The organism is Kitasatospora sp. NPDC036993 (assembly GCF_055607525.1).
The window spans coordinates 152,168-175,977 of sequence record NZ_JBVJRP010000002.1; the positions used below are offsets into that span (position 1 = coordinate 152,168).

Annotated in this window: 20 protein-coding genes; 9 read left to right on the forward strand and 11 right to left on the reverse strand. The window is 75.1% G+C overall.

All coding sequences use genetic code 11. From position 1 onward, the window contains the following. Positions 1–47: 47 nt before the first annotated feature. From ACZ7C5_RS04075 to ACZ7C5_RS04085, 3 genes are all read right to left on the reverse strand, one after another. The gene (locus tag ACZ7C5_RS04075; RefSeq protein WP_401087964.1) at positions 48–998 is read right to left on the reverse strand and encodes a hypothetical protein; all 951 of its coding nucleotides are present in this window, start codon (positions 996–998) and stop codon (positions 48–50) included. Beyond that, a complete protein-coding gene (locus ACZ7C5_RS04080) occupies positions 992–1,615 on the reverse strand; it encodes a hypothetical protein (RefSeq protein ID WP_401087967.1) in 624 nt (207 codons plus the stop codon). The genes ACZ7C5_RS04075 and ACZ7C5_RS04080 overlap by 7 nt, the downstream gene beginning before the upstream one ends. Positions 1,616–1,752: 137 nt before the next feature. Continuing rightward, positions 1,753–2,619, reverse strand: coding sequence for a hypothetical protein (locus tag ACZ7C5_RS04085; protein WP_401087969.1), 867 nt, complete (start codon positions 2,617–2,619; stop codon positions 1,753–1,755). A gap of 142 nt (positions 2,620–2,761) precedes the next feature. On the opposite strand from ACZ7C5_RS04085, the gene ACZ7C5_RS04090 reads away from it, so the two are divergent. From ACZ7C5_RS04090 to ACZ7C5_RS04100, 3 genes are all read left to right on the forward strand, one after another. Beyond that, a complete protein-coding gene (locus ACZ7C5_RS04090; protein ID WP_470321919.1) occupies positions 2,762–3,247 on the forward strand; it encodes a pyridoxamine 5'-phosphate oxidase family protein in 486 nt (161 codons plus the stop codon). A gap of 75 nt (positions 3,248–3,322) precedes the next feature. Continuing rightward, entirely contained in the window at positions 3,323–3,775 is a 453-nt protein-coding gene (locus ACZ7C5_RS04095; protein WP_401087974.1) for a MaoC family dehydratase, read from the forward strand. A 382-nt stretch (positions 3,776–4,157) separates the two neighbouring features. Continuing rightward, positions 4,158–5,363 (forward strand): MBL fold metallo-hydrolase, encoded by a 1,206-nt coding sequence (locus tag ACZ7C5_RS04100; RefSeq protein ID WP_401088185.1) that lies wholly within the window; start codon positions 4,158–4,160, stop codon positions 5,361–5,363. Between the two features lie 41 nt (positions 5,364–5,404). Here the strand turns inward: ACZ7C5_RS04100 and ACZ7C5_RS04105 are convergent, their stop codons facing one another. From ACZ7C5_RS04105 to ACZ7C5_RS04115, 3 genes are all read right to left on the reverse strand, one after another. Beyond that, positions 5,405–6,358 carry a DUF389 domain-containing protein gene (locus ACZ7C5_RS04105; RefSeq protein ID WP_470321920.1) on the reverse strand — a complete coding sequence of 318 codons (954 nt, stop codon included), beginning with the start codon at positions 6,356–6,358 and terminating at the stop codon, positions 5,405–5,407. A 143-nt stretch (positions 6,359–6,501) separates the two neighbouring features. Then, on the reverse strand, positions 6,502–9,210 hold the full coding sequence (locus tag ACZ7C5_RS04110; RefSeq protein ID WP_470321921.1) for a DUF7824 domain-containing protein: 2,709 nt from the start codon (positions 9,208–9,210) through the stop codon (positions 6,502–6,504). Further along, positions 9,207–10,601: an SWIM zinc finger family protein gene (locus ACZ7C5_RS04115; RefSeq protein WP_401087980.1), complete on the reverse strand. Its 1,395-nt coding sequence runs from the start codon at positions 10,599–10,601 to the stop codon at positions 9,207–9,209. The genes ACZ7C5_RS04110 and ACZ7C5_RS04115 overlap by 4 nt, the downstream gene beginning before the upstream one ends. Before the next feature lie 140 nt (positions 10,602–10,741). Here ACZ7C5_RS04115 and ACZ7C5_RS04120 point away from each other — a divergent pair, with 140 nt between their 5' ends. After that, positions 10,742–11,659, forward strand: a complete 918-nt coding sequence (locus ACZ7C5_RS04120; protein ID WP_470321922.1) for an acyl-CoA thioesterase — start codon at positions 10,742–10,744, stop codon at positions 11,657–11,659. Positions 11,660–11,843: 184 nt separating this feature from the next. Next, entirely contained in the window at positions 11,844–12,494 is a 651-nt protein-coding gene (locus ACZ7C5_RS04125) for a TetR/AcrR family transcriptional regulator (protein WP_401087984.1), read from the forward strand. Between the two features lie 24 nt (positions 12,495–12,518). Here ACZ7C5_RS04125 and ACZ7C5_RS04130 read toward each other — a convergent pair whose 3' ends face one another. Next, positions 12,519–13,865 (reverse strand): sulfite oxidase, encoded by a 1,347-nt coding sequence (locus ACZ7C5_RS04130; protein WP_401087985.1) that lies wholly within the window; start codon positions 13,863–13,865, stop codon positions 12,519–12,521. Positions 13,866–14,356: 491 nt separating this feature from the next. On the opposite strand from ACZ7C5_RS04130, the gene ACZ7C5_RS04135 reads away from it, so the two are divergent. Together ACZ7C5_RS04135 and ACZ7C5_RS04140 are read left to right on the forward strand one after the other, a co-directional pair. Then, positions 14,357–15,988, forward strand: coding sequence for a BCCT family transporter (locus ACZ7C5_RS04135; RefSeq protein ID WP_470321923.1), 1,632 nt, complete (start codon positions 14,357–14,359; stop codon positions 15,986–15,988). 120 nt (positions 15,989–16,108) lie between these two features. Next, positions 16,109–16,288, forward strand: coding sequence for a hypothetical protein (locus ACZ7C5_RS04140; protein ID WP_188300651.1), 180 nt, complete (start codon positions 16,109–16,111; stop codon positions 16,286–16,288). Positions 16,289–16,392: 104 nt separating this feature from the next. Here ACZ7C5_RS04140 and ACZ7C5_RS04145 read toward each other — a convergent pair whose 3' ends face one another. After that, entirely contained in the window at positions 16,393–18,132 is a 1,740-nt protein-coding gene (locus tag ACZ7C5_RS04145) for a DUF2398 family protein (protein WP_470321924.1), read from the reverse strand. 299 nt (positions 18,133–18,431) lie between these two features. Here ACZ7C5_RS04145 and ACZ7C5_RS04150 point away from each other — a divergent pair, with 299 nt between their 5' ends. Next, the gene (locus tag ACZ7C5_RS04150) at positions 18,432–19,145 is read left to right on the forward strand and encodes a lysoplasmalogenase (protein ID WP_401087991.1); all 714 of its coding nucleotides are present in this window, start codon (positions 18,432–18,434) and stop codon (positions 19,143–19,145) included. A 69-nt stretch (positions 19,146–19,214) separates the two neighbouring features. Here ACZ7C5_RS04150 and ACZ7C5_RS04155 read toward each other — a convergent pair whose 3' ends face one another. The 3 genes from ACZ7C5_RS04155 to ggt all read right to left on the reverse strand — a co-directional run bounded on the left by ACZ7C5_RS04155 (position 19,215) and on the right by ggt (position 22,690). After that, positions 19,215–19,814 carry a hypothetical protein gene (locus ACZ7C5_RS04155; RefSeq protein ID WP_401087993.1) on the reverse strand — a complete coding sequence of 200 codons (600 nt, stop codon included), beginning with the start codon at positions 19,812–19,814 and terminating at the stop codon, positions 19,215–19,217. A 168-nt stretch (positions 19,815–19,982) separates the two neighbouring features. Then, positions 19,983–20,786 (reverse strand): exodeoxyribonuclease III, encoded by an 804-nt coding sequence (locus tag ACZ7C5_RS04160; RefSeq protein WP_401087995.1) that lies wholly within the window; start codon positions 20,784–20,786, stop codon positions 19,983–19,985. A 113-nt stretch (positions 20,787–20,899) separates the two neighbouring features. Beyond that, the gene (gene ggt, locus ACZ7C5_RS04165; RefSeq protein WP_470321925.1) at positions 20,900–22,690 is read right to left on the reverse strand and encodes a gamma-glutamyltransferase; all 1,791 of its coding nucleotides are present in this window, start codon (positions 22,688–22,690) and stop codon (positions 20,900–20,902) included. Positions 22,691–23,012: 322 nt separating this feature from the next. Between ggt and ACZ7C5_RS04170 the strand changes: the two genes are divergently transcribed. Continuing rightward, complete coding sequence (locus ACZ7C5_RS04170; RefSeq protein ID WP_470321926.1) at positions 23,013–23,789, forward strand: hypothetical protein; 777 nt, start codon at positions 23,013–23,015, stop codon at positions 23,787–23,789. Positions 23,790–23,810: the final 21 nt, after the last annotated feature.

Sequence of the window (23,810 nt, forward strand, 5' to 3'; positions counted from 1 at the left end):
TCAGGACCGGCCGGCCGGTCGGTGTGCGGATCGCCGCGCCGGCGCGATCAGTTGAGCACCTGCATCTCGGCGACCCTCAGCTCGAAGGGCGCGCTGCTCTGGTTGATGCCGGGGATGGTGAACGTCCGCGGGTTGGGCCCGCCGGTGACCACGACCCTGACCTCCCAGCGCATCGTCACCGTGGCGCTGAACACGCCGTTCTTCTCGCCGGCCGAGCCGGTCCTGAACTCGTAGCCGCAGTCCGGGGACTTCGCGTCGCCGTACTTGGGGTCGTACGGCGTGCCGGGGGTGGCGCAGGAGGTCTGGAGGTGGTCCCCGAAGCTCCAGTCCGCCTTGACCAGCCGGGGCGTGGCCGTGACCGAGATGCCCGCGACCGACGCGTTGCCCGGTGTGGGCAGTGCGGCGCCGTCCGCCCAGAGCCAGACCGGGGCGTTGACCACCGCCGTGCGCTGCGGCGCGGCCCGGCCCACCGGCGGCTTGAAGCGGACCCGGTCGTAGGCGCTCTGGATGGCCGTGGCCTCGGCGTTGACGTTCTGGCCGTCCGGCGAGCCGGCTTCGAAGACGATCTCGGCACCGCCCATGCCCCCGCCGGTCTGCGGGCAGACCTTCGTGTAGAGCGTGCCGTCCTTCGGGTCGTGGCCGCCCCAGGCCGGATCACCCGCGGCCGGCGGGTTGTCCAGCGGGCGGTAGTAGCAGCCCTTCTCGTTGCTGAACCAGCCCAGCTCGGGGTCGTGGCAGGCCCACGGGACCTCGTGGTAGCCGCACAGCTGGGGGCCGGTGGAGGAACCGCCGCCGCCACCGCCCGGCTTGGAGCCGCCGGGCGCCGGGGTCTTCCCGCCGGACGTGACGTCCACGCAGATCACGTTCGGGGCACACTGTTCGGCCCCGCCGCCCGACGGGTCGTCCGCGGTCGCGCTCACCGCCGAGGACAGCAGCAACCCCGCCGACATCGACGCGACGAATGCGATCCGCCGGGCCGGATTCCGTGCGTTCAGCATGTCCGGTCCACCTCCCGTTTGAAGTCGTGGATCAACCAGTGCGCTTGGAACCAGCGCAGCGACGCGGTTCCGACGTATCGGTTCAGCCGTCCTGCGGGATCCTTGGCGGCCCCGGTGACGGCATCGACGCGGTGCCAGCCCGACAGGTCGACGCAGTCCTCGATCACGGCGGTCTGCGGATCGGCATTCAGATCAACGGCCTTGACCACCGCGGAATTGCGCGGCGTGCCGGTCATCACCACTTTGGCGTCGCGCAGTTGCCGGAGGCTGACCAGACTGTCGGACAGCGCCCGTCCCGACGCGTACTGCTCCAGTCCGTACCCGTCCGAATCCGGCCGCCCGAAGACCTCGGCCTGGGTCTGCCACCAGTCCTGATACGTCTTCAGGGCCAGCCGCCCCATCGCCCCTTCCGGACCGCTGGTCGGCGCGATCGAGCCGTTTACCGAACCACCCGAAGGAGGGACCGGGTTCACTCCCGCGACGGTGGGCGCAGTCGACCCGAGACGATCGACGGAACCGCCGGCACCGCCGCTCGCACAACCGCCGAGCAGCAACACCAGGGCCGCCCCGGCGCCCCCAACCACCCCAGGGCGCACCATGTTTCCGCGCTGCCGCATGGCCCCACCTCGTTGCGACCGACCCGATCCGTGATCCACGGCCGCCAGGAGAATTCCGCCGTCCCGCCGATGTTTCCGCTGGGGATCGATTCTTCGCCAACCCACCCCATCACGGCAACACCTCAGGCCCCCTGACCTTACGTGGAAGGCGGTTCCGTCGGGGCTCTATCCCGCCACAGAACGGCCAACAGTTCTTCGGAAAGCGACAATCCGGCCAATGCGCCCCGAACCGCGGCCCGATTGCGCATCAGGAGCCGCCCGGCGTGCGACGGAACGAGCAGGCGCGCGCCAGGCGCACCCGAACTACCGGCCGGTTCCCCACCGTCCGTCAGCGCGGCCACGGCCGGCTGGAGATCGAGCGGGGCGACGGCCGCGGGGGCACCCGGAACGCCCTGGCGCAGGACGGTGGTCAGGGCCCGGCTGAACGAGCCCTCCCCGCCCGGCCGGACGGCGTCCCGGCCGCGTCTGCCCGGGGTGTAGCGGCCGGCCGGCGCGTAGCGGCCGATCCTGCCCCACAGCGGGACCCGCGAGTAGCTCAGCAGTTCGCCCGCGCCGTCCTCGCCGCGCTCCAGCGCCGCCCAGGCGTCCCGGTCGACCACCGCGTCGACCAGCAGCAGCGCCTCCTCCTGGTCCCCGTGCACCATCGCGCTGACCACCCAGTCCCAGGCCAGGCCCCGCCGGTAGGCGTTGTCCGGCGTGCTGCCGGCGGTGACCAGCGCGAGCCGGCGCCCGCGCGGGTCGGCCACCAGCTGGCCGACCAGGCAGACCAGCAGCCAGCGGCCCGGATGCTGGGCCGCGTCCCGGACGGCGGTGAGCATCGCGTTCGCGTCCGCGTCCGGCGCCACCGTGGTGACCCGGCAGCCGGCCGCGCCGGTGTCGAAGCACATCCCGGGCAGCACGTCGGCGAGCAGCCCGGCACCGTCCGGCGCCAGCGCCGCCCCGCCGAAGGCCCGGTCGGGCCCGCCGTCCGCCCCGATCACCACCAGATCGACCCCGCCCGCCATCCGGCCGTCCCCCCTCCTCCACCGTTCCTCCACCCGCCGGGCAGGCTACCGCCCCGGACCGACGCGGACGGGGCTCCCGGCCCGTCCGCTCAGGGACCATGGGCCCTATCGGTGTGCGCACCGACCGGGGACCATCGGACGCATGGAGCGTGAGGACCGTGTGGAAACCCTGAGCGAGGCCGAGTGCCTGCGGCTGCTCAGCACCGTGCCCGTCGGGCGCGTGGTGTACACCGAGCACGCACTTCCGGCCGTCCTGCCGGTCTCCTTCGAGGTCCTGGACGGGCGGCTGGTGCTCGCCGTACGCCGGGGAAGTGCCACCGCGCGGGGGCTGGACGGCACCGTGGTGGCCTTCCAGGCCGATCTGCTGGACCCGGTCACCCGTACGGGATGGAGCGTACTGGTGCACGGGCGGGCCGACGTGGTGAGCGACCCCGACCAGGTACGCCGGGTGCTGCGCTCCGGCCTGCGGCCCTGGGTGGGCGACCCGGAGCCGCTGTTCGTCGCGCTGGTGCCGGAGCTGGTCAGCGGCCGCCGGCTGTTCCCGACCGGCCCCGGCGGCCCGGGCCGGGCGGCGCTGCGCCCCATCGGCACCGGGCCCTGGAACAGCGGATCTCCGTTCGGCTCCTGACAGATACCGGTGGGTAGGCATACGCTTCCGGCGTCCTGATCCCTCCCCGGGCCTGTCCCCCACCAGGAGCGCACCGTGACGACCTTCGCCTCCCTCGCCGAGCTGACCGCCGCCGTCGGCACCGAGCTGGGCACCAGCCGTTGGCACACCGTCGACCAGCGGCGGATCGACCTGTTCGCCGAGGCCACCGGTGACCACCAGTGGATCCACGTGGACCCGGAGCGGGCCAGGGACAGCCAGTTCGGCTCGACCATCGCGCACGGCTACCTGACCCAGTCGATGATCCCGGTGCTGGCGAAGGAGTGCTACGCCGTCGAGGGCGTGCGGATGGCGCTGAACTACGGCTCCGACAAGGTGCGCTTCCCGGCCCCGGTGCCGGTGGGCACGGCGATCCGCGCCACCGCCGAGCTGCTCTCGGCCACCGAGGTGCCGGGCGGGGTCCAGGCGGTGGTGCGGTTCACCGTCACCAGCGAGCGGAGCGCCAAGCCGCACTGCGTCGCGGAGACGATCACCCGCTTCTACGCCTGACCGGGCTCGCTTCGAGCAGGGAACGGGCAGGGAGCGGGCGCTGCCCGAGCCCGGACCGAGGGGACACCGAGGGGACGCCGAGGGAGCCGGGCCGCGCCCGGGCACCGGTCCGCGACCGCCGTCCCGGGTACTCCGATTGGCCCCGGGCGGGCCTCCCACCAGGTCCGGACGGCCCACGGCGAGTAACCTCCGACGAGATGGTTGTCGCACCGCAGCAGCCCCACCCGCCGCTGCACCGCGCGCCCCGGCATGCCCGGTAGCCGTGACCGTCCCAGGAGGAGCCGTGCCCCGCCCCGCCCCGTGGTTCTCCCGCCTCGCCGGTCTGTCCTCGCTGCTCGCCCCGCCCGCCACCGGACCCGCCGCCGAGCGCGCCGTCCCCGGCCTGGCCGGGCTGCCCCGGGCCGCCTGGCACCGGGTCCGCACCGACGCGTTCGGCGCCGAGCCCCGGGGCGAACGGCTGGCCCGGATCCGCCGCTCCCCGCAGTTCGCCGACGGCGCCTTCCGCAACCCGGTGCCGACCCGCCGGCTGGTGTACGAGCGCAGCCCGCTGGAGATCACCCGCGCCCAGCTGACCGGGGACAAGACCCACCGGGTACCGGCCGCCGCCGTGCCGGTGCACCGGCTGCTCCCGGCCGACCTGGCCGCGCCGCCGGAGTCCGGGCTGCGGCTGACCTGGCTCGGGCACGCGACGGTGCTCGCCGAGATCGGCGGACGGCGCGTACTGCTCGACCCGGTCTGGGGCGAGCGCTGCTCCCCGTTCTCCTGGACCGGGCCCAAGCGGCTCCACCCGGTGCCGCTGCCGCTGTCCGAACTCGGGCCCGTGGACGTCGTCGTGGTCTCCCACGACCACTACGACCACCTCGACATGGGGACCGTCCGGGCGCTGACCGGGACGGACGCGGTGTTCGCCGTCCCGCTCGGGGTCGGGGCGCACCTGGAGCACTGGGGGGTGCCGGCCGGGCGGATCGTCGAACTGGACTGGTGGGAGTCGGCCGAGGTCGCCGGGCTGACGCTGACCGCCACACCGGCCCGGCACTACTGCAGCCGGGGCCCGCGCACCAGCGCGCTGTTCCTGTGGGCGTCCTGGGTGGTTTCGGGCGGCGCGCACCGGGTCTTCCACAGCGGGGACACCGGGTACTTCCCCGGCTTCGCCGAGATCGGCCGCCGGCTCGGACCGTTCGACGCGACCATGATGCAGGTCGGCGCGTACAGCGACTTCTGGCCCGAGGTGCACATGACGCCCGAGGAAGGCGTACGGGCGCATCTGGACCTGGGCGGCGAGCTGTTGCTGCCGATCCACTGGTGCACCTTCAACCTCGCGCCGCACCCCTGGGACGAGCCAGCCGAGCGGGTGGTCACCGCGGCCCAGGCCCTCGGCGCCCGGCTCGCGGCGCCCCGTCCGGGCAAGCCCTTCGAACCGGTCGCGCCACCCGCGCTGCGGCTGTGGTGGCGCGCCGTCGCCGCCACCTCGCGCGGCATCCCGCCGCTGGCCGGCGAGCGGGGCGCCACGACGGCCGCCGGCGGGGAGGGAGCGGGGCGCGAACAGGCGACGACGTTCAGCGAACAGATTTCAAAGTCTGTTCGCTGAAAGTTGTCGTCTGAAAGTTGTCAGCTGAAACCCGTGGGTCGTCACCTGTTCGCCGCCTCGGACCCCGCCCGTCGACGCCGGATCAGCGCCCAGGCCCGCTGCTGCACCAGCAGGGTCAGCACCCCGGCCAGCACGATCCCCAACAGGTTCAACAGCAGCTGGACACTCGACCCCCAGAACTGCCTGACGTCGCCGTAGCCGAGAGCGACCGCCGCGTTGGCCGCGGCGGGAACGGTGGTGACCGAGATCGCCACGCCGACCAGGGTCCCGGCCTTCGCGGAGGTGAGCGAGAGCAGCCCGGCGATGCCCGCCAGGAAAGCGACCACGAAGGAGGTCGCGTCGGGCTGCCAGATGAAGGAGGTGTTCGGCCGTGCCGCGTCGAACTTCGCCTGGCTGAACAGCCCGAGACCCTCCATCAGCAACCCGAAGCAGACGGTCAGCGCCATCGCCACCGCAAAGCCCGTCACCAGCGCGTTCAGCGAGCGCAGCGCCGGGCGCAGCCGCCGCTGGACGACGGCCACGCAGAACCCGGCCAACGGCCCGAACTCCGGCCCGACGGCCATCGCGCCGACGACCAGGATCGCGCTGTCCAGCACCGCGCCGCAGGCCGCGAGCATGGTGGCGACGGTGAGGAAGGCCAGGAACACCCAGGTGAGGGTGGACTCCTCATGGGTGATCTCGGAGACCGACTCCCAGACCAGCGCGTCGGCCCCCTCCCCGGGAGCCAGCCGCTCGGCCTCCTCGGCCGCCGCCGAGAGGGTCAGATCGATCGACGAGACGTCGATCGCACCGCGCTCGGTCAGTCCCGTCCCGCGCAGCGCGGCCAGGACCTCGTCCGCCGCCTCACGGGCCACGTCACAGAGCACGACGTCCCCGGCGGGCCGGACGGCCGCGTCCGGGATCAGCACGACGTGCGTCACCCCGACAACCTCGTCCAGGCAGCCGAGCACGGCATCCCGAAGGTCGGGCGGGACGATCAGGCGAAGGTGCAGCACGGACGCTCCGGCGGGAAGGGTGGGAAGGACGGGAAGGACGGGCGGAAGTCCCGCCCACCCTAGGGCCACCAGCCTCGGCCTCACCGCCCGGGCCTCACCACCCCTCGGCCTCACCACCCCGCGAGCCCCTCGCCCCGCACCCCTCAGCCCGCGAGGACGTCCCGCAGCGCCCGGGCCTCCTTGACCACCCGACCCGAGCCGGCCCGCCCGGCCGCCGCCGTCACCTCGGCGACCGGCCCGCGGGCCCCGGTGCGCCGGGCGCAGTCGGTGGCGAGCCCGATCAGGTCGCCCAGTCCGCGCGTCGCCTGGTCGGCCTCGCCCAGCAGAGCGGGCAGCGCCGGCCCGAGGACGGACCAGACCGTCGCCCGGGCGCCGGTCTCCGCCGCCATGGTGAGCGCCGACCCCAGCCGGCCGGCCATGACCGTGCCGCACACCACCAGGGCCCCCAGCTCGCGGCCGAGCAGTTCGCCGTCCAGGTCGCCGCGCGCGGCGAGCACCAGCAGGGCGTCCACCGCCGCCGTCCGGTCCTCGGCGTGCCGGGCGCCCAGGCCGTACGCCAGCGCCAGGTGCAGCGCGAGCCCGGCCGGCCCGCCGGCCTCGGCGAGCTGCGGGAGGTGGCAGGCGGCGCCGCGCTCGCCCTGGTCGGCGCCCTCGGCGAAGGGGTCGAGCCAGAGCGCGGCCAGCTCCTCCCGGTGCCAGGGCAGCATCGCGAACCAGTGCGCGACGGGCCGCCAGTTCCAGTTGTAGACCGTGCGGGCGCGGGCCACGCTGGGCTCGGTACCGTCCAGCAGCGCCCGGAACTCGGGCGTGAGCCGCTCGCCGCCCGGCCCCTTCGGCCCGGCACCGACGCCCGGCTGGGCGACGAGGATCCGCTCGACCTCCTCCCACCAGCGGTTCCCGTACTCGTTCACCCGGCGCAGCCCCTTGCCGGGCGCGAACAGCACCCGTTCGGACGGCTGGGCCGGCAGGCCTCCGGTCCGCAGCCAGTGCGCCAGCCGGCGCCCGGCCGGGGAGGTGAGCGCCTCGGCGGCCGTCAGCACCGTCCCGTCGACGGCCACGCCGACCCGCAGCAGGGCCTGGGCGAGGTCGGTCTTCCCCGGCGTGGCACCCGCCGCCTCGTACCCGGCGATCCGCTGGACCAGGACGGCCGCGTCCAGCGCGCCGGTGGTGTCCGTCGGGGTGGCGAGCAGGTACGGCGGCGGATCCCGGAACAGCTGCCGGGACGCCTCCTCCAGCCGGGCGGCGAGGACGGCCCCGTGCACGGTCGTGCGGTCGCCGCGCAGCGCGGAGCGGCCCTTGCCGCCGAGGTAGTCCCAGAGCTTCCACGGGGGCGTCTCCCCCGCCACCGCGGCCACCACGTAGAGGACGTCCCGGGGCGCGCAGTCCCCCCAGCTGCCGGCGCCGCTCCACCGGTGCACCCGGCGGACCGGCTCCACCGCCTCGGCCAGCGCGGCCCGGTCCAGGTGGCTCAGGCGGACCAGCCCGTCCAGCACCCGCTCGAAGACCGCGACGTCGGGTTCGCGCGCGGCGAGCAGCGCGGACAGCTCCTCCGCGAGCTCGGCCGCCGAGCCGATCGGCGCGCCGAGCGGGCGCGGTTGGGGCGCCGGCGGGAGGAAGTCCTGGCTCTCGATGTCCTGCCCGTCGCCGCCGACCCGCGCGCCGAACAGCTCGCCCGCGCGCTCGTGGTGGACCGGGCCCAGCGTCTCGGCGGCGGCCCGCAGCTCCGGCAGCACCGCCTCCCCCGCCGCCTTCAGGTGACGGGCCACCACCTTCAGCGCCCGCTCCTGGAGGGCCGCGTCCGGGTGCCCGAAGGCCTCGGCCGCCGCCAGCACCACCGGGCCGGAACGCGCGGGGGCGCGCCGGGCGGCCTTGTCCAGCCAGGACAGCTGGGCGCGGACCAGCTTCTTCTCGCTCCGGAACAGCAGCACCGCCGAGGCCTCGGCGAGCACCTCGGGCTCGATCAGCCCGGCCTCGTCCAGCCCGACGAGCACCTCCTGGGCGTGTCCGGCGAGCACCGACAGGCCGTCCAGCAGCGCCACCACGTCGCGCAGCCGGGCCGCGTACTCCTCGGGTGTGGGGGCGAGCGCCCGCAGCACCTCCAGGAAGGCCCGCTGGTCGGCCGGCTTGCCGCCGCGCAGCAGCCGGGCCAGGCAGCGGTCGAGCAGGTCGGTCCGGTCCACGACGCCGGCCGCGGCCAGCTCGCCGATCGCCTCGGTCCAGACGTCGCCGGGGCGCGGGCTGAGCCGGAAGGTCAGCGCGTAGCCGATGTCGGCTAGTTCGAACAGCTCGGGCAGCAGCACCGGGGTGAAGGCGTCCTGGCGCAGCGTCTCGACCAGCGGCGGACGCGCGCCGCCCAGGCTGTCCCAGCGCTCCGACCAGCGGCGGACGAAGAGTTCGCCACGCGGCACCTCGCAGCCGGTGCGCCTGACCACGGCCTCCATCACCGGGTACATCGACCAGCCGTCGTTGCGCACCGGCCGGTCGGCGAGCCTGGTGACCACCTCGACCTGCCACTCCTCCGGCTGGGCCTCGATGACCTGGTGCAGTACGGAGTTCCTGGCCCAGTCGCGGACGGCGAAGTCGCGCCCGCCCAGCCAGGCCGCGGCTCCGGCCGGGCCCGCGTGGCACACCGCCCCGGCCACCAGCAGCCGGCCCTTGGCCGCGCCCGCCTCCCGCGACCACTCCGGGCGCAGCTCCTTGCGCAGCTGCTTGAGGCCGGGCAGGCACGCCCGGCGCTGGGCCGCGTCCAGCCCGGCCAGCAGCTCGGGCAGCTCTGCCAGCCGCCCGGACCGGACGGCCGTCAGCAGCTCGTCGACCGGCCCCTGCCGGTCGGCCTCCACCGTCGTGTTCATGCCGCGGCTCCCTTCGCCGGCCCGGCCGCGGCGGCCGACTCCCGCACCATGCCGACCGCCAGCGCATGCTTGCACGGCCCGCGTCCGCCCCGGTACTTGCCCCACCAGAGGCAGGTGCAGCTCATCCGCCCCGACTCGTCCGTCCGCACCCGCTGGAGGTGGTCGTCCACCGTCACGACGGCCGTCGCCCCGCCCTCCTCCAGCCGTACCGCGCCCGCCTCGACCAGCGCCCGGGCGGCCCGCAGCCGGGGGTTCGCGGCCTCGGCCCGCCCCGAGCCGTACGGGAGCTGCCGGTGGAAGTACGCGGCCTCGGCGGTGTCGTAGCCGATCTGCCCCGCGGTGCCCAGCCTGGTGAGCGCGGCGCGGACCCGCTCGGGGCTCAGCCCGGACTGTGCGGCGAGGTCCCCGACCTCGATCCGGGGCTCCCAGGCGAGCAGCACGGCGATCAGCTCGGCGTCCCGCTCGGCCGTCCCGGTGGCCAGCGCGTCGAGCACGCCGCCCTCGCCGGAGAAGCCGCGGGCGGCGTTCGGCGAGAGCGTCAGGGTCAGCCGCATGCCGGGCAGCACCGCCTCCCAGGCGGACGCGGTCGGCTCGCCGGCCGCCACCGGCCCGTACACCCGCAGGGCGAGCGCGTGCCGCAGCACCCGCTGGAGCGCCACCAGCCGCTCGGGCCCGGGCAGGCAGACCGCGCCCGGCACCGGCCGGGTGGTGGGCCGCAGCGTCTTCCCGGCCGGGACGACCCAGCCGGCGCCGGCCCGCCCGCCGCGCCCGGCGCGCGGGAGCGAGCGCAGGAACCGGACCGCCTCGGCGGCGGGCAGCTCGGCGCGCAGCTCGAAGCCGGCCGCGACCACCTGGGTCTCGGCGAATCCGCGCAGCCAGCGGTCCGGCAGCGGCACCTTCTTCTCGACCAGCGGGCCGTCGAAGGTGGTGACCTCCAGCGCGTCCGGCCCCACCGCGAGGTGCAGCGGATCGGCCGGGCCGATCCTGGTCAGCGCCTCGCGCAGCGGGTTGTTGACGTCCACGTTGGTGGTGCCGTGGCCGATCTCGTCCCCGTCGAGCCCGGCCTGGAGCACGTCGAGCCTGGCGTAGACGCCGCAGCAGCCCGAGAAGGACTCGAAGCGCAGCCGGTCCCCGTTGGCGGTGACCACCGGGTCGAGCGAGGCGCGCAGCTGCGGCTGGTAGTAGCGCGCGGCGGCGACGTCCGCGACCGCGAGCAGCGCGGCGGCGGCCGGCGCCGGATCGGCCAGGAAGCCCGCGAAGAAGCGCGGGTTGGCGGCGGCGCCGAGCGGGGTCGCGCCGCCGGAGGTGGCCAGGTCGAGGTGCCGGCCGTCGGCGCCGTCCAGGACGGCCGACGGGCGCAGATAGGCATACGCGTGTGCGGATTGCGTCATGCCGGGCACGCTAGGTGAGAGGTCTGACACATCCGCGGGGACGGCCCCGGAGTGGAACACGTTCCACCTCGCGGGACGGCCGAGGGGGGGCGTTACCCAGGTCACACCACCGGACGGTTGGCTTCTGCCACTATGGCTTCGTGACCGACCTGACGGACCTGACCGAACCGCGCGCCCGGGCCGAACGGGCCGCCCGCCCGGCCTCCCCGTTCGCCGAGCTGCTGGAGCTGGAGCGGCTGGACGAGAACACGTTCCGGGGCTTCTGCCACGCCGGTGCCCCGATGCGTGCCTTCGGCGGCCACGTAGCCGCGCAGGCGCTCGTCGCCGCCGGGCGCACCTGCGAGGAACGGCGCTCGGTGCACTCGTTGCACGGCTACTTCCTGCTCCCCGGCTCGCCGTCCCGCCCGATCGACTACGTGGTCGAGCGGGTCCGCGAGGGCATGTCGTACGCCACCCGCCGGGTGACGGCGCTCCAGCTGGGGAACGAGATCTTCACCCTCTCGGCCTCCTTCAAGCACTCCGAGCCGACCGCCGACCGCCGGCGCGAGGTGCCGCCGGTGCCAGGACCGGACTCGCTGCCCGACCCCGTCTCCCAGGGGTCCGAGCAGGTCCGCCGGGCGATCGCCGCGACCGGCGGCTTCCGCGACCTCGACGTGCGGTTCGTCCCGCCGGACGCCCCCGGCCTGCCGCCGGCCGTCCCCGGCCTGCTCCGGCAGTTCGTCTGGATGCGCACCGCCTCCCCGTTGCCGGACGGCGACCCGCTGCTGCACTCCGGCGCGCTCGCCTACCTTTCCGACCTCACCCTGGCCTCCACGGCCGGGCTGGACGTGCAGCCGAACTTCTTCCAGCGCACCGAACCGCCCCGGCTGCTGATGGCCTCGCTGGACCACGCGATGTGGTTCCACCGGCCGTTCCGGGCCGACGAGTGGCTGCTGTTCGCGCAGCGCAGCCCGTCCTCCTCGGACGGCCGGGGCCTGGCGCACGGCGAGTTCTACGACCTGGACGGCCGGCTGGTCGCCTCCGCCGTCCAGGAGGCGCTGATCCGCGACCAGTCGTAGCGCCCCGGGCAGGGGCGGCGGGTACGGGCCCCGGGTACGGGCTCCTGCCGCACGGCCCCGGCCGTGACACCCCTGCCGTACGCCCCGGTCGCGGGGCCCCTGCGCCCCGGTGGCCTCCGGACGAACGGAAGGGGGACGGTCGGCGTCATACTCCTGAGCGGCCCCGGCCCGTATCATGGTGCGGGTGACCAAGGTTGACCTGTCACCACGGCCGGTGGAGGCGATGTCTCCGCGTCAGCTCGAACGCCGCGAAAGCCTGATCGCGGCTGCGCTCGCCCTGGTGAACGAGATCGGCGTCGAGCGGATGCAGATGAAACAGGTCTGCGAGCGGTCCGGAGTCGCCCTGGGGACGGCGTACCGCTACTTCTCCTCCAAGGACCACCTGCTGGCGGCGGCGATCGCCGAGTGGCACCGCCTGCTGCTGACCGACCTAGTGGCCGAGCTGCGCGGGCCGCGGGCCGGGCTGGGGGCCACCGACCGGGCGGTCCGGTTCGTGCGGGGAGGGATGCGGGCCTACCAGCGGCAGCCCGAACTCGCCCGGCTGCGGGTGGCCGTGGCCGCCTCCACCGATCCGTTCGCCAGCGAGGCGCTGCAAGGCATGGCCCGGGCCGACAGCACCGCCCTGCAAGCGGTGACGACCGAGGTGCCGGCCGCCGCGAGCGACCTGGTGCGGCACATCGTCGCCCACGCCTGGCAGGGCGAGCTGACCGCCTGGGTGACCGGCCGCACCACCCTCGGGGACGCCCGGCGGCGACTGGAGGACGTGGTGCGGCTGGTGCTGAACCCGTACGAGACGCGTTACCCCGCCCCGTACGAGGTCCAGTCCACCGGCTGAACCCGCGCCGGCCCGCCCGCCGGCTCAGACCACCGTCACCGGGTGGGCCACCACCGCGCCGAACAGGTAGCCCTCCCGGTTGAACACCGCCCGCTCGGGCTGGGTGTTGCCCCGGCGGTCCGTCGCGCGGGCGCGCAGCTCGTACCGGCCGGGCCCCTCGGGGCGCCAGTCGACGGTCCAGCGCGTCCAGCCGTCGGCCCGCGGCTCGTCGCGCAGTTCGGCGCGCCGCCAGGTCCGGCCCCCGTCAGTGCTCACCTCGACCCGGCGCACCGCCGCCGTTCCCGACCACGAACGCCCGTGCAGCCGGTGCTCGCGGTCCGCCGCCAGCCGCGCGCCCGCGGCCAGCTCGAAGGCGCTCTTGACCACCTGGGTGGTGAGCGGGTCGCTGCCGCCGGCCGGGTAGTCCGGGCCGAACATCCGGTAGAACACGGTGTTCCACGGCGAGTGCAGCGGATGGTCGGCGACCTCGATGCCGCCCACCCACTTGATCGAGGCGATGCCCACCCAGCCCGGCACCACCAGCCTGACCGGGGCGCCGTGGTCGGGGGTCAGCGGCTCGCCGTTCATCTCGTACGCGAGCAGCACGTCGTCCAGCGCCTTGGCGATCGGCAGCGGGCGGCGCACCGGGCCGTAGTTGACGCCGCCCGAGACGAAGTCCGGGTCCAGGCCGGTCGGCAGCACGTCCACCGCCGCCCCGGTCAGCCCGGCGGCCCGCAGCACCTCGGCCAGCCGGACGCCCCGCCAGCTCGCCGAGCCGACGCCGCCGAGCGCCCACGGCGTGCCGGGGACGGGCTGGTTCTGCTGCCCGGGGAAGTAGCTGCGGCCGTTGCCCGCGCACTCGATCAGCGCGCTGATCCGAGTGGACGGCAGCTCCCGCAGGTCGTCCAGGCCGAACTCGACCGGGCTCCCGGCCGTCGGGGCGCCGCGCAGGCCGCTGCCGAACAGCTTGAGGCTCCACGCCTCGGGGTCGATCAGCGGAGTGCTGGTGTGGTTGCGGACGAAGAACCGTTCCACCGGCACGTGCCGGCCGACGGCGGCGGAGCCGTCGGCGTCGCGGAAGGCGTCCCAGCGCGTCTCCGCGTTGGTGCCGTGCGGCACGAACCACTCGGCGGGCAGCGGCTTGAGGACTCCGGGCACCGGCCCGGGCACCTGCGCGGCGGCCACCGGGGCCGGTGCCGGGGCGGCCGGCACCTCCCCGGCCGCCGCCGGAACCGGAGCGAGCACCGGGACGGCGGACAGCGGCGTGGCGAACACCCCGGCGGCGGAGACCATCCGCACCACCGTCCGGCGGTCCACGCCGTCGGCGTGGGCGGCGTCCCGGGCGGCTCGCTTCGGGCCTGCTTCGTTCGAGGTGCGGACCTCGTCGTCCATGAACGGCGTTCCTTCCGTTTCTGCGTGGGCGGTTCGGCGGTGCGCGCGGCCACGGACGGGAGCCCGAACGCTGCCCCGGCCGGGCCGCTCACCCCCGACATGACCTTGTCATCGGAGTGAACTCCTACCGTTCCCGCTGTCGGCGAAACCCCGGGCCGGACAGGAGCGACCCACGTCACCCGCCCCGCCGCCGAGGACGGGGAGGGCCCGGACACCTGTCCGCCCGGCCGAACTCACCGGCGGGCAGCCGCCGGTGATCGAGGCTCCACCCGAACTGAGCGACGCACCACCGGAGTTCCTCCCCGTCCGGGCCGGGGACGCGACCCGGGCACGACTCCGGCGAGGAGCGAGCGGCCTGACGGGACGTAGGTCCCGACCCGCACTTCCCCGGCGCGCCGTCCCGCCGCTCGCGGAGCGAACTGGACATAGTGCGACATACAGCTTGAATCCGAGCACGCCGAGCGTGCCGAGCACGTCGAGGGGTCCGCCTGATGAGCAGCCAGCCGCCGCAACCCGACCAGCCCGAGAAGGAGCCCGACGAACCCGCCGCGACCCTTCCGGCCGACCGGGCGGTGTTCGGCATCGGTGCCGCCCTGGTGCTGGCGGTGGTCGCCTGGGGCGTCTTCGCCGAGGACTCGCTCGGCCGCACCTCCGACACCGCGCTCGGCTGGGTGCTGCACAACTTCGGCTGGCTCTTCGTGGTGGCCGCCGACGTCTTCCTCGTGCTCAGCGTGCTGCTCGCGTTCAGCCGCTTCGGCCGGATCCGGCTCGGCCGCGACGACGACGAGCCCGAGTTCTCCACCCTCGCCTGGATCGCCATGATGTTCAGCGCCGGCATGGGCATCGGCCTGATGTTCTACGGCGTCGGCGAGCCGCTCCAGCTCTTCGCCACCCCGCAGCCCGGCTCCGGCCTGGAGCCGCAGAGCGCGGCCGCCGCCCAGCAGGCCCTGGAGTTCTCGCTCTTCCACTGGACCCTGCACCCGTGGGCGATCTACGCGGTCGGCGGCCTGGCCCTCGCCTACACCACCTTCCGCAAGGGCCGGGGCAACCGGATCTCGGCCGCCTTCGTCCCGCTGATCGGACAGCGCGGCGCCGACGGCTGGGCCGGGCGGACGATCGACCTGCTGGCCGTGTTCGCCACCGTCTTCGGCTCGGCGACCAGCCTCGGCCTCGGCGCGCTCCAGGTCGCCGACGGGCTCGGCTACATCTCCTCCGTCCGCAACACCCAGAACGCCCAGCTGATCATCATCGCCTCGCTGACCGCCGCGTTCGTGGTCTCCGCGTTCTCCGGGGTGCACAAGGGCGTGAAGTGGCTCTCCACCGCGAACGTCGTGCTGGCCTCGCTGATCATGGTCTTCGTCTTCGTGTTCGGCCCGACGGTCTTCGCGCTGGACGCGATCCCCTCCTCGGTCGGCGGCTACCTCTCCGACCTGCTCGGGATGTCCACCCAGACCGGCGCCTTCACCGACGAGAGCTGGCTCGGCTCCTGGACGATCTTCTACTGGGCCTGGTGGCTCTCCTGGGCGCCCTTCGTCGGCACCTTCATCGCGCGGATCTCGCGCGGCCGCACCATCCGGCAGTTCCTGCTCGGCGTGCTGCTGGTGCCCAGCGGGGCGACGGTCATCTGGTTCTGCGTGATGGGCGGCACGGCGATCCGGCTGGCCACCACCGGCGCGGCCGACCTGGTCTCGACCATCCCGCAGGGCCCGGAGGCCTCGCTGTTCGAGATGCTGCGCTCGCTGCCGCTCGGCTCGGTGACCAGCGTGGTAGCGGTGCTGCTGGTGATGACCTTCTTCATCACCAGCGCCGACTCCGCCTCCCTGGTGCTCGGCTCGCTCTCCAGCCGCGGCTCGCTGCACCCCCGCACCTGGCTGGTGGTGGTCTGGGGCGTGCTGATGGGCGGGGTCGCGGCGGCCCTGCTGCTGGCCGGCGGGCTCACCGCGCTCCAGAACGCGACGATCCTGGTCGCACTGCCCTTCGTCGTGGTGATGCTGCTGCTGTGCGTCTCCCTGGTGAAGGAGCTCCGCGAGGACCCGGCCGCCGCCCCCTCCCGCCTCCACCCGCAGCACGGCCTGCGGGACGCCGTCCGGACAGCCGTCGGCGACCCGGACACACGCCGCTGACCAGCGCGTACGCCCCGCCCGGGGACGGGTGGGGCGTATGCGGCCAACCGACGTCCAACCCCCGCCCGGACTTCACCCGTGCGTACCGACCGTTCACGCCGCCCTGGGACTCTCCCTGTCATGAACGCCAACCCTCAGGCGCCCTACCAGGACCCGCGCTTCCCCCTGCCCCAACGGCACCGGCGGCTCCTCGCCGTCACCGCCGTCCTCGCCTCCATCGCCCTCGGCACCCTGGGCGTCGGCGCCACCGTGGAAACCGTCGAACACGGCCCCCTCGCCAGCGTCTCCGCCCGCAAGTAACGCCCGCCCCACCCGGCACCGCGATCCCCACCCCGGACGCGGTGCTTCTTGCTTTCCCGTCCGGCCCGTCCGGCCGGACCTGCCCGCGCGCGGGGCCGCCCCCGCTACGTGCGGGGGCCGGCCGGGGGCGGGATCAGCAGGGCGGGGCGGGAGTGGCGGCCGGAGCCGGGGGTGGGGTGGAGGTCGGGGGCCGGGGCGTAGCGGGCGGCCGGGGGGCGGAGGCGCCAGGCCGGCGGGCGGGTGGGGTGCGGGGTGGGGGTCATCAGGGCGAGGCGGTGGAGCAGGTCGAGGGCGTCGCGCCGCAGGGCGGTGCGGTCGGCGAGGTAGCGGGCGGGGAGGCCGTACTCGTCCGCGATGTCGCCGAGGACCCCGTCTATCAGCGCGTCCGGGATCGGGACGTCGCCGGCGACCGCCTCCCCGGGCAGCGGGCGGACCTCCTCGACCAGCCGCTCGACCAGCAGCAGCGCGGCCTGGGCGAGGGTGCTCACGCCGGGGAGGGCGAGGTCGGTGAGTTCGGCGGCCGGGTCGAGCAGGGCGACGCCCTCGGCTCGCAGTTCGGCCTCCAGACCGAGGAAATCGGCGACCGCCGCCGGGTCGCGGAGCCGGTGCTCGTGCAGCCAGGCCCGGTGGTCCTCGGGAAGGTCGGCGGCCAGGACGGCGGGCGTCTCGGCCAGCAGGCGGCGGACGGCGGTGGCGGGTTCGGCCTCGGCGGCGCGGCGGATCAGGTCGGCGGCGTCGTCGGCGAGGGCGGGCGGGCCGGCCGGGACGGCGCGGGCCAGTTCGCGGTCCACGGTCAGGACGAAGGAGTCGTCGGCCGGGTCGGCGGGCAGCTCGCCGAGCACCTGCCAGTCGGCCAGTGCGGCCAGCGCCATGGCCAGGTCGGCCGGTTCGGCGGTGAGTTCGGGGGCGGCGGCGCGCATCGCGTCGAGCAGTCTCCGGTAGCCGAGCTTCTCCGGGGAGTCGACCAGCAGGGCCAGCGCGAGGGCGAGTTGGGCGTACCCGGCCGGGGTGAACGGCGCCCCGGTGGCGGGGTGTTCGAGGCGGCGGGCGGCGTCGGGGCCGAGGCCGGCCTTGCAGAGCCTGGCGTGCCAGGGGCCGACCACGAGGCGGTAGCCGAGCAGGGCGTCGAAGCGCTCGGCGAGCCAGTCGCGGTGACGGCGGATCAGCGGGAAGCCGTCGGCGTGCGGGCCGGAGGCGGTGACCAGCGGATGGGCGAGCAACAGCCGTGCGGCGATGCGGCGTTCGGCGGCCGGGAGTTCCCCGCCGGAACGGTCCGGGGTGACCACGGGAAGCGGCGCCACCCGCGTGCCCTCGGGCCTGCGGTGCCGTCCCGGCCCGCCCGGCTTGGCACCTGACCGGACGACGGGCAGCGCGGCGTCGTCGCGCCGGGCGCGGCGCAGACCGCCCTCACCGCGGTCCTCTCGGTCCTCTCGGTCCTCTCGGGAGCGTACGGGCGCGGCGCAGTGCGCGGTGGGGCCGTGCCACCAGCTGACGCCGGGATCGGCGGCGGGCTCGGCGGCGGCGCCGAGGTGGCGGGCGGGGTAGAGGCCGAAGGAGGCGGTGCAGAGGTCGTCGGCGGTGCCGGGGGTGGCGGCGGCGAACCAGTGGGCCAGCCGCAGCAGCCCCGGGTCGGGCGAGAGCATCAGATCGGCGGCCGGAGCGTCCGGCGCCTGCGCGTCGTCAGCACCGCCCCCCGCAGCCTTCCCAGGTGCCCTGTCAGCGGGACCGGCTCCGCGTACGGCGAGGACGGCGGCGGCGGTTCCCCGTCCTGCCCCGCCCGTTCGTCCGTCCGGCCTGCCGGCGGCCACCCGGGTGGCGCCGACCGCGTAGTCCTGCTGATCCATGTCAGGGTCCAGCCTAGACGGTGCCCGGGTCACCCGACGGCAGCAACCGCCCTCCCGCGGAACTCTCCGCAAGAGCCCTCGAAGCGGCCGCCCGCCCCCCGTTCACCAACCGCCCCGTCATCCACCGTGCCCCACCGGGGTTACGCACCGGTAACCGACCCTTCCGCCGCCGGTCCGGCTCCCTTAAGGTCGATCGGGACCGACGCGACGACGGAGAGGCCCATGAGCGAGCGCAGCGAGGGAGTCATCGAGAGGTGCGAGTGGGCGGATGCCCCTGCCGGGCACGGCGAGGCGGGCGCATGAGCATCCGGACCACCACCCGGGCCGTCCTCGGGGCGCGGCTGCGCTCGGCCACCGGCCTGCTGGGCGGGTTCGCGGCCACCTCGGCGGCACACCTGGGTGCGATCGTCTCGGGCGCCTCGGTGCTCCAGAACGCCACCAAGCCCGCCCTGATGCCGCTGCTGGCCGCGCACAGCGTGGCGGCGGCCAGGACGGCCGAGCGGGAGGCGCCGAAGCTGCTGGCGCCGGCGCTGCTGCTGAGCGCGGGCGGGGACGTGCTGCTCCAGCTGAGGAACGACACCGCGTTCCTCGCCGGCATGGGCTCGTTCGCGGCGGCGCACGTCTGCTACGTGACGATGTTCGTCCGGCGCGGCGCGCTCACCGACCGCCGCCGGGCCCTGGTGGTCGCGGCCGCGTACGCGACGGCCTGGGCGGCCCTGGTCGGGCAGCTCTGGCCGGACCTCGGGGACCTGCGCGTCCCGGTGGCCGGCTACAGCCTGCTGCTCGCCTCGACGGCCGTCACCTCGGCAGGACTGGGCTGGCGGACCGGGCTGGGCGGAGCGCTGTTCCTGCTCTCCGACACGCTGATCGCCACCCAGCTGGCGAAGTGGCGGGAGCTGCCCGGCCACCAGTTCTGGATCATGGCGACGTACGTGCTGGCCCAGTACCTGCTGGCCGACGGCACCCTGCGGGACCAGGCGCGCGAGGAACGGACGGAGCCGCGGACCGCCTGACGCGGCACCGCGCCGCCGGTCCGATCGGGTCCGGCGGCGCGGCACGGGGGCGTGCGGGCGGTGAGGCCGTCAGACACCGCGCCGCCGCAGCAGCCAGAAGCCGCCGACGCCGCCCGCGACCAGCGCGAGACCTCCGGCAAGCTCCGCCGGGCTGCTCGCGACCGAGCCGCCGAGGCCGGTCTGCACGGAGCCGTGCGGGGCGACCTGCTGGCTGCCCGCGCCGGACTGTCCGAGCGAGCCGGCCCACTCCCCCGCGGCCTGGCCCCAGTCGCCGAGGCCCTTGTCGGCACCCTTGTCGGGGGTGGTGGCGGCCACGGTGGTGACCGTGACGCTGGTGGCGAAGGCCCCGCCGTCCGGGCAGGAGCCGTCGACCTTGCTGTCCCCGGCGTGCTGGCCGGCCAGCCGGGCGGACCCGGTGTGCTTGCCGTCGGGGCCCAGGGTGAGGGTCGCCGGCCCGCCCTCGAAGGCGGCGGAGCGGGCGGTGATGGTCTTGGCGTCGGGCTTGTCCGACTTCTCGCAGGAGACCGTGACCGTCACGGTCTGGCCCGGTGCGGCCTGGGACGGGCTGACCGAGGCCGCGCCGTCCCTGGCGGATGCGAGGGGGGCCGTCAGGCCGGTCAGCGCCGTCGCGCCGATCAGGGCGGCGGCGGCCGTACGCATGGGGCGCATGCCGGAACCTCCGGGATTCTCGGGCGCAGCCGGGGGACTCCCATGTCCACGTGTTCGATCGACTGCACCCGGTCACTCACCGACGGTAGGCACCCGCTCGGCACCCGGCCAGCGCTCACGACCGTTCGGGTTACGGCCCGTGACCCGGCGTGACGCCCGCCGGACGGCTCACAGGTCGAGGTCGACCACGACCGGCGCGTGGTCCGAGGTGCCCTTGCCCTTGCGGGCCTCGCGGTCCACGTAGCTGTCGGTGACGGCGTCGGCGAAGGGCTTGTTGGCGTAGGTGAGGTCGATCCGCATGCCGCGGTTCTTCGGGAAGGCCAGCTGGCGGTAGTCCCAGTAGGTGTAGGGGCGGTCGTACTTGAGCGGGCGGGGCACCACGTCCTGGAGGCCGATCTCGCCGAGGGCCGTCAGTGCGGCGCGCTCGACCGGGGTGACGTGGGTGAGGCCCTCGAAGGCGGCGGCGTCGAAGACGTCCTCGTCGGTCGGGGCGATGTTGAAGTCCCCCAGGACGGCGAACGGGCGGGACCCGGCGGCGTCCTCGGTGGTGGCCTCGCGCAGTGCCTTCAGCCACTCCAGCTTGTACTGGTAGTGCGGGTGGCCGACCTCGCGGCCGTTGGGCACGTAGACCGACCAGACCCGGACCGGGCCGCAGGTGGCGGCGACGGCACGCGGTTCGAGCTCGGGCAGCAGGGCGCCGTCGGCGAGGTAGCCGGGCTGGCCGGGGAGGTCCCGCACGACGTCGTCCAGGCCGAGCCGGGAGACGATCGCGACGCCGTTCCAGCGGCCGTTGCCGTGCGCGGCCGTCTCGTAGCCGAGCTCGCGGACCGCCTCGTACGGGAAGGCGTCGGCCGCGCACTTGAGCTCCTGGAGGCAGAGCACGTCGGGCTTGGCGCTCTCCAGCCACTCCAGGAGCTTGGGCAGCCGGGCGGTGACGGAGTTGATGTTCCAGGTGGCGATGCGGACGGTCACGGCGGGCGGCCTTCCCGGTGGTTCGGTGCGGACGGGCAAACGGAAGGGGTGGGCCCCCCTCGTGAGGGAGGCCCACCCCGAACATACCGTCCGGCACCGACAGGCCGGTCCGGTCAGGGCGCGGGCCTGACCACCGCGGCCGAGCCGCCGCCGCGCCGCACCGGTTCGGCGGCGGCCACCCAGCGCCCGTCCGGCAGCCGCTCCACACCGGTGGCGGCGCCGATCTCGCCGGCGTCGGCGAAGGCGTGCCCGAGGCCCTCCAGCGCGGCCCGCTCGGGCAGTGCCAGGAAGGCGGGCTCGGCCTGGGTCACCGCGGTGTTGCGCTGGCTGGCGCGCGGCGCGGCGATGGCCTGCTCCAGGCTCAGACCCCGGTCGAGCCGGCCGAGCAGCACCTGGAGGGTGGTGGTGATGATGGTCGCGCCGCCGGGGCTGCCGGTGGCGAGCAGCGGCTCGCCGTCGCGCAGCACGATGGTCGGGGAGATCGAGGAGCGCGGCCGCTTGCCCGGGCCCGGCAGGTTGGGGTCGGGGACGCCGGGGGCGATCGGGGCGAAGTCGAAGTCCGTCAGCTCGTTGTTGAGCAGGAAGCCCCGGCCGGGGACGGTGATGCCGCTGCCGCCGGTCTGCTCGATGGTGAGCGTGTAGGAGACGATGTTGCCCCAGCGGTCGGCGACCGTGAGGTGGGTGGTGTTGGGGCCCTCGTACGACTCGCCGACGGCCTGGCCGGTGTCGGCGCAGGGCGCCGGGTGGCGCGGGTCGCCGGGGGCGAGCGGGCTGGTGAGCGCGTGGTCGGGGCTGATCAGGCAGGCCCGGGAGGCGGCGTAGCGCTCGGAGAGCAGTTGCCTGGTGGGGACGTCGTTGAAGGCCGGGTCGCCGACCCAGCGGTTGCGGTCGGCGAAGGAGATCCGGGAGGCCTCCAGGAAGTGGTGGTAGTACTGGGTGCTGCTGTACGCCGGGACGTCGCCGCCGTCCTCCAGGATGTTGAGCGCCTCGCCGGTGGTGGTCCCGCCGGAGCTGGAGGGGGCGATCCCGTAGACGTCGTAGGCGCCGTGGGAGACGTGGGTGGGCGCCTGGTCGCGGACCCGGTAGTCGGCGAGGTCGGTGGTGTCGACCTTGCCGGGGCGGGCGTTGCGGGCGGAGGCCGGGTCGACCGGCGGGTGCTGCACGGTGTTGGCGATGTCCCCGGCCAACTCGCCCTGGTAGAAGGCCTTGACGCCGTCCTTGGCGAGCAGCCGGTAGGTGGCGGCGAGGTCGGGGTTGCGCAGCACGCTGCCGACCTCGGGGGGCTTGCCGTTCGGCAGGAAGATCCCGGCGGTGGCCGGGAAGTCCTTGAACCGGGCGTAGTTGTCGGCGGTCTGCTTGTGGAAGGTGCCGTCCACGACGAAGCCGCGCTCGGCGATCCGTTCGGCCGGTTCGAGGTTCCTGGCCAGGGAGCGGCTGCCCCAGTGGCGCAGGGCCGCGTCCCAGGTGGCGGGGGTGCCGGGGACGCCGACGGACAGGCCGCTGGTGACGGCGTCGGCGAAGGCCAGCGGTTTGCCGTCCTCCAGGAACAGCCCGGTGTCCGCGGTGCGGCCCGCGGTCTCGCGGCCGTCGATGGTGTGCACCCGGCCGGTGGCGTGGTCGTAGTAGACGAAGTACCCGCCGCCGCCGACGCCGGAGGAGTACGGCTCGGTGACCCCGAGGGCCGCGGCGGCGGCGACGGCCGCGTCCACCGCGTTGCCGCCGTCGCGCAGCACCTCGATCCCGGCGGCGGTGGCGTCGGCGTCCACGGTGGCCACCGCTCCGCCCCAGCCCACCGCCTCGGGCACCTTCGACGGCGGGGCCGCGGCCCCGGCCGGCCCGACACTGGACCAGACCAGCGCGGTGGCGAGCAGCAGCGGTGGTGCGAGACGGGCCGGTACCCTCATCCGAGTTCCTCCTGAGTCGACGTCAACTCAGTTGTTCCACAGGAGAGATGATCCGACAACCACCCCGCGCCGCTACCAACCGGTAGTTGACGGATCGGAGGAATCGGGGGCCCGGGGAGACCGAAGGCCCGAGGTCACGTTCCGGAGTCGATTCCCGACGTACGCGATCATGTCCTTATGTGATCCATATACGGTGAGCGGGCTCACCACGAACCCACCACAAGAAGGGCGCAGCTCCTCCGTGCATCCGCCGCCTCCCCCGCCCCTGCCGCCCCAGCTGCCGGCGACTCCCCCGCACCGCCCCTGGTGGCAGCACCGGGCGGTGCACGCCGCCAGCTTCCTGGTCTTCCCGTTCGCGGCCTTCGCGATCGCCTGGAGCTGGCCCAGGCCGCGCTGGCGCAAGATCACCAGCACCGTGGTGGCGGCGTTCTGCAGCCTGGTGTGGATCGGCGCGGTCATCAACCCCAAGCCCGCCGACCAGACCCCCGCGCCGGCCCCGGTGGTGGCCACGGTGAGCCCGTCCGCCACCGAGACGCCGTCGGCGAGCCCGACGCCCACGTCGGAACCGACGCCGGATCCGACGCCGACCCAGCCGCCCGGACCCGTCGAGACCCCGGCGGCCACACCCGCCCCGGAACCGCCCGCGCCGGCCCAGGCTCCGCCGACCCACGCCGAACAGCCCGCCCCGGCGGCGCCCAGGCCCACCGCACCGGCCGCCACGCACCCCACCGGTTCGGGGACCGGCGGCTCAGGCACCGGCGGCTCCGGCACCACCGGTTCGGGCTCCGGAGGCTCGGGCACCACCGGCTCGGGCAGCGGCGATGGCAGCGGCTCGACGTCGGGTGGCTCCGGCTCGGGAAGCTCGACCTCGGGGGGCTCGACCTCCGGAGGTTCGACCTCGGGTGGCAGCGGTTCGGGAAGCTCCACGTCCGGCGGGTCCGGCTCGGGTGCCTCCGGCTCGGGCGGCGGCTCCGCCGGAACGGTCCACCCGGGCTCCTTCTGCTCACCGGCCGGCGCGACCGGCGTGACCAGCAAGGGCACCCCGATGGTCTGCGGCCCCGGCAGTGACGGCCGCGACCGCTGGAAGTCGGCCGGCTGACCCGGCGCGACATGGCCCCGG

Bases quoted from the DNA above. Each gene is read 5' to 3' on its own strand.
- ACZ7C5_RS04130 (WP_401087985.1), bottom strand. From the start codon at position 13,865: ATGGACGACGAGGTCCGCACCTCGAACGAAGCAGGCCCGAAGCGAGCC.
- ACZ7C5_RS04145 (WP_470321924.1), bottom strand. From the start codon at position 18,132: ATGGATCAGCAGGACTACGCGGTCGGCGCCACCCGGGTGGCCGCCGGC.
- ACZ7C5_RS04135 (WP_470321923.1), top strand. From the start codon at position 14,357: ATGAGCAGCCAGCCGCCGCAACCCGACCAGCCCGAGAAGGAGCCCGAC.
- ACZ7C5_RS04110 (WP_470321921.1), bottom strand. From the start codon at position 9,210: ATGAACACGACGGTGGAGGCCGACCGGCAGGGGCCGGTCGACGAGCTG.
- ACZ7C5_RS04090 (WP_470321919.1), top strand. From the start codon at position 2,762: ATGGAGCGTGAGGACCGTGTGGAAACCCTGAGCGAGGCCGAGTGCCTG.
- ACZ7C5_RS04150 (WP_401087991.1), top strand. From the start codon at position 18,432: ATGAGCATCCGGACCACCACCCGGGCCGTCCTCGGGGCGCGGCTGCGC.
- ACZ7C5_RS04080 (WP_401087967.1), bottom strand. From the start codon at position 1,615: ATGCGGCAGCGCGGAAACATGGTGCGCCCTGGGGTGGTTGGGGGCGCC.
- ACZ7C5_RS04075 (WP_401087964.1), bottom strand. From the start codon at position 998: ATGCTGAACGCACGGAATCCGGCCCGGCGGATCGCATTCGTCGCGTCG.
- ACZ7C5_RS04140 (WP_188300651.1), top strand. From the start codon at position 16,109: ATGAACGCCAACCCTCAGGCGCCCTACCAGGACCCGCGCTTCCCCCTG.
- ACZ7C5_RS04155 (WP_401087993.1), bottom strand. From the start codon at position 19,814: ATGCGCCCCATGCGTACGGCCGCCGCCGCCCTGATCGGCGCGACGGCG.
- ACZ7C5_RS04085 (WP_401087969.1), bottom strand. From the start codon at position 2,619: ATGGCGGGCGGGGTCGATCTGGTGGTGATCGGGGCGGACGGCGGGCCC.
- ACZ7C5_RS04115 (WP_401087980.1), bottom strand. From the start codon at position 10,601: ATGACGCAATCCGCACACGCGTATGCCTATCTGCGCCCGTCGGCCGTC.
- ggt (WP_470321925.1), bottom strand. From the start codon at position 22,690: ATGAGGGTACCGGCCCGTCTCGCACCACCGCTGCTGCTCGCCACCGCG.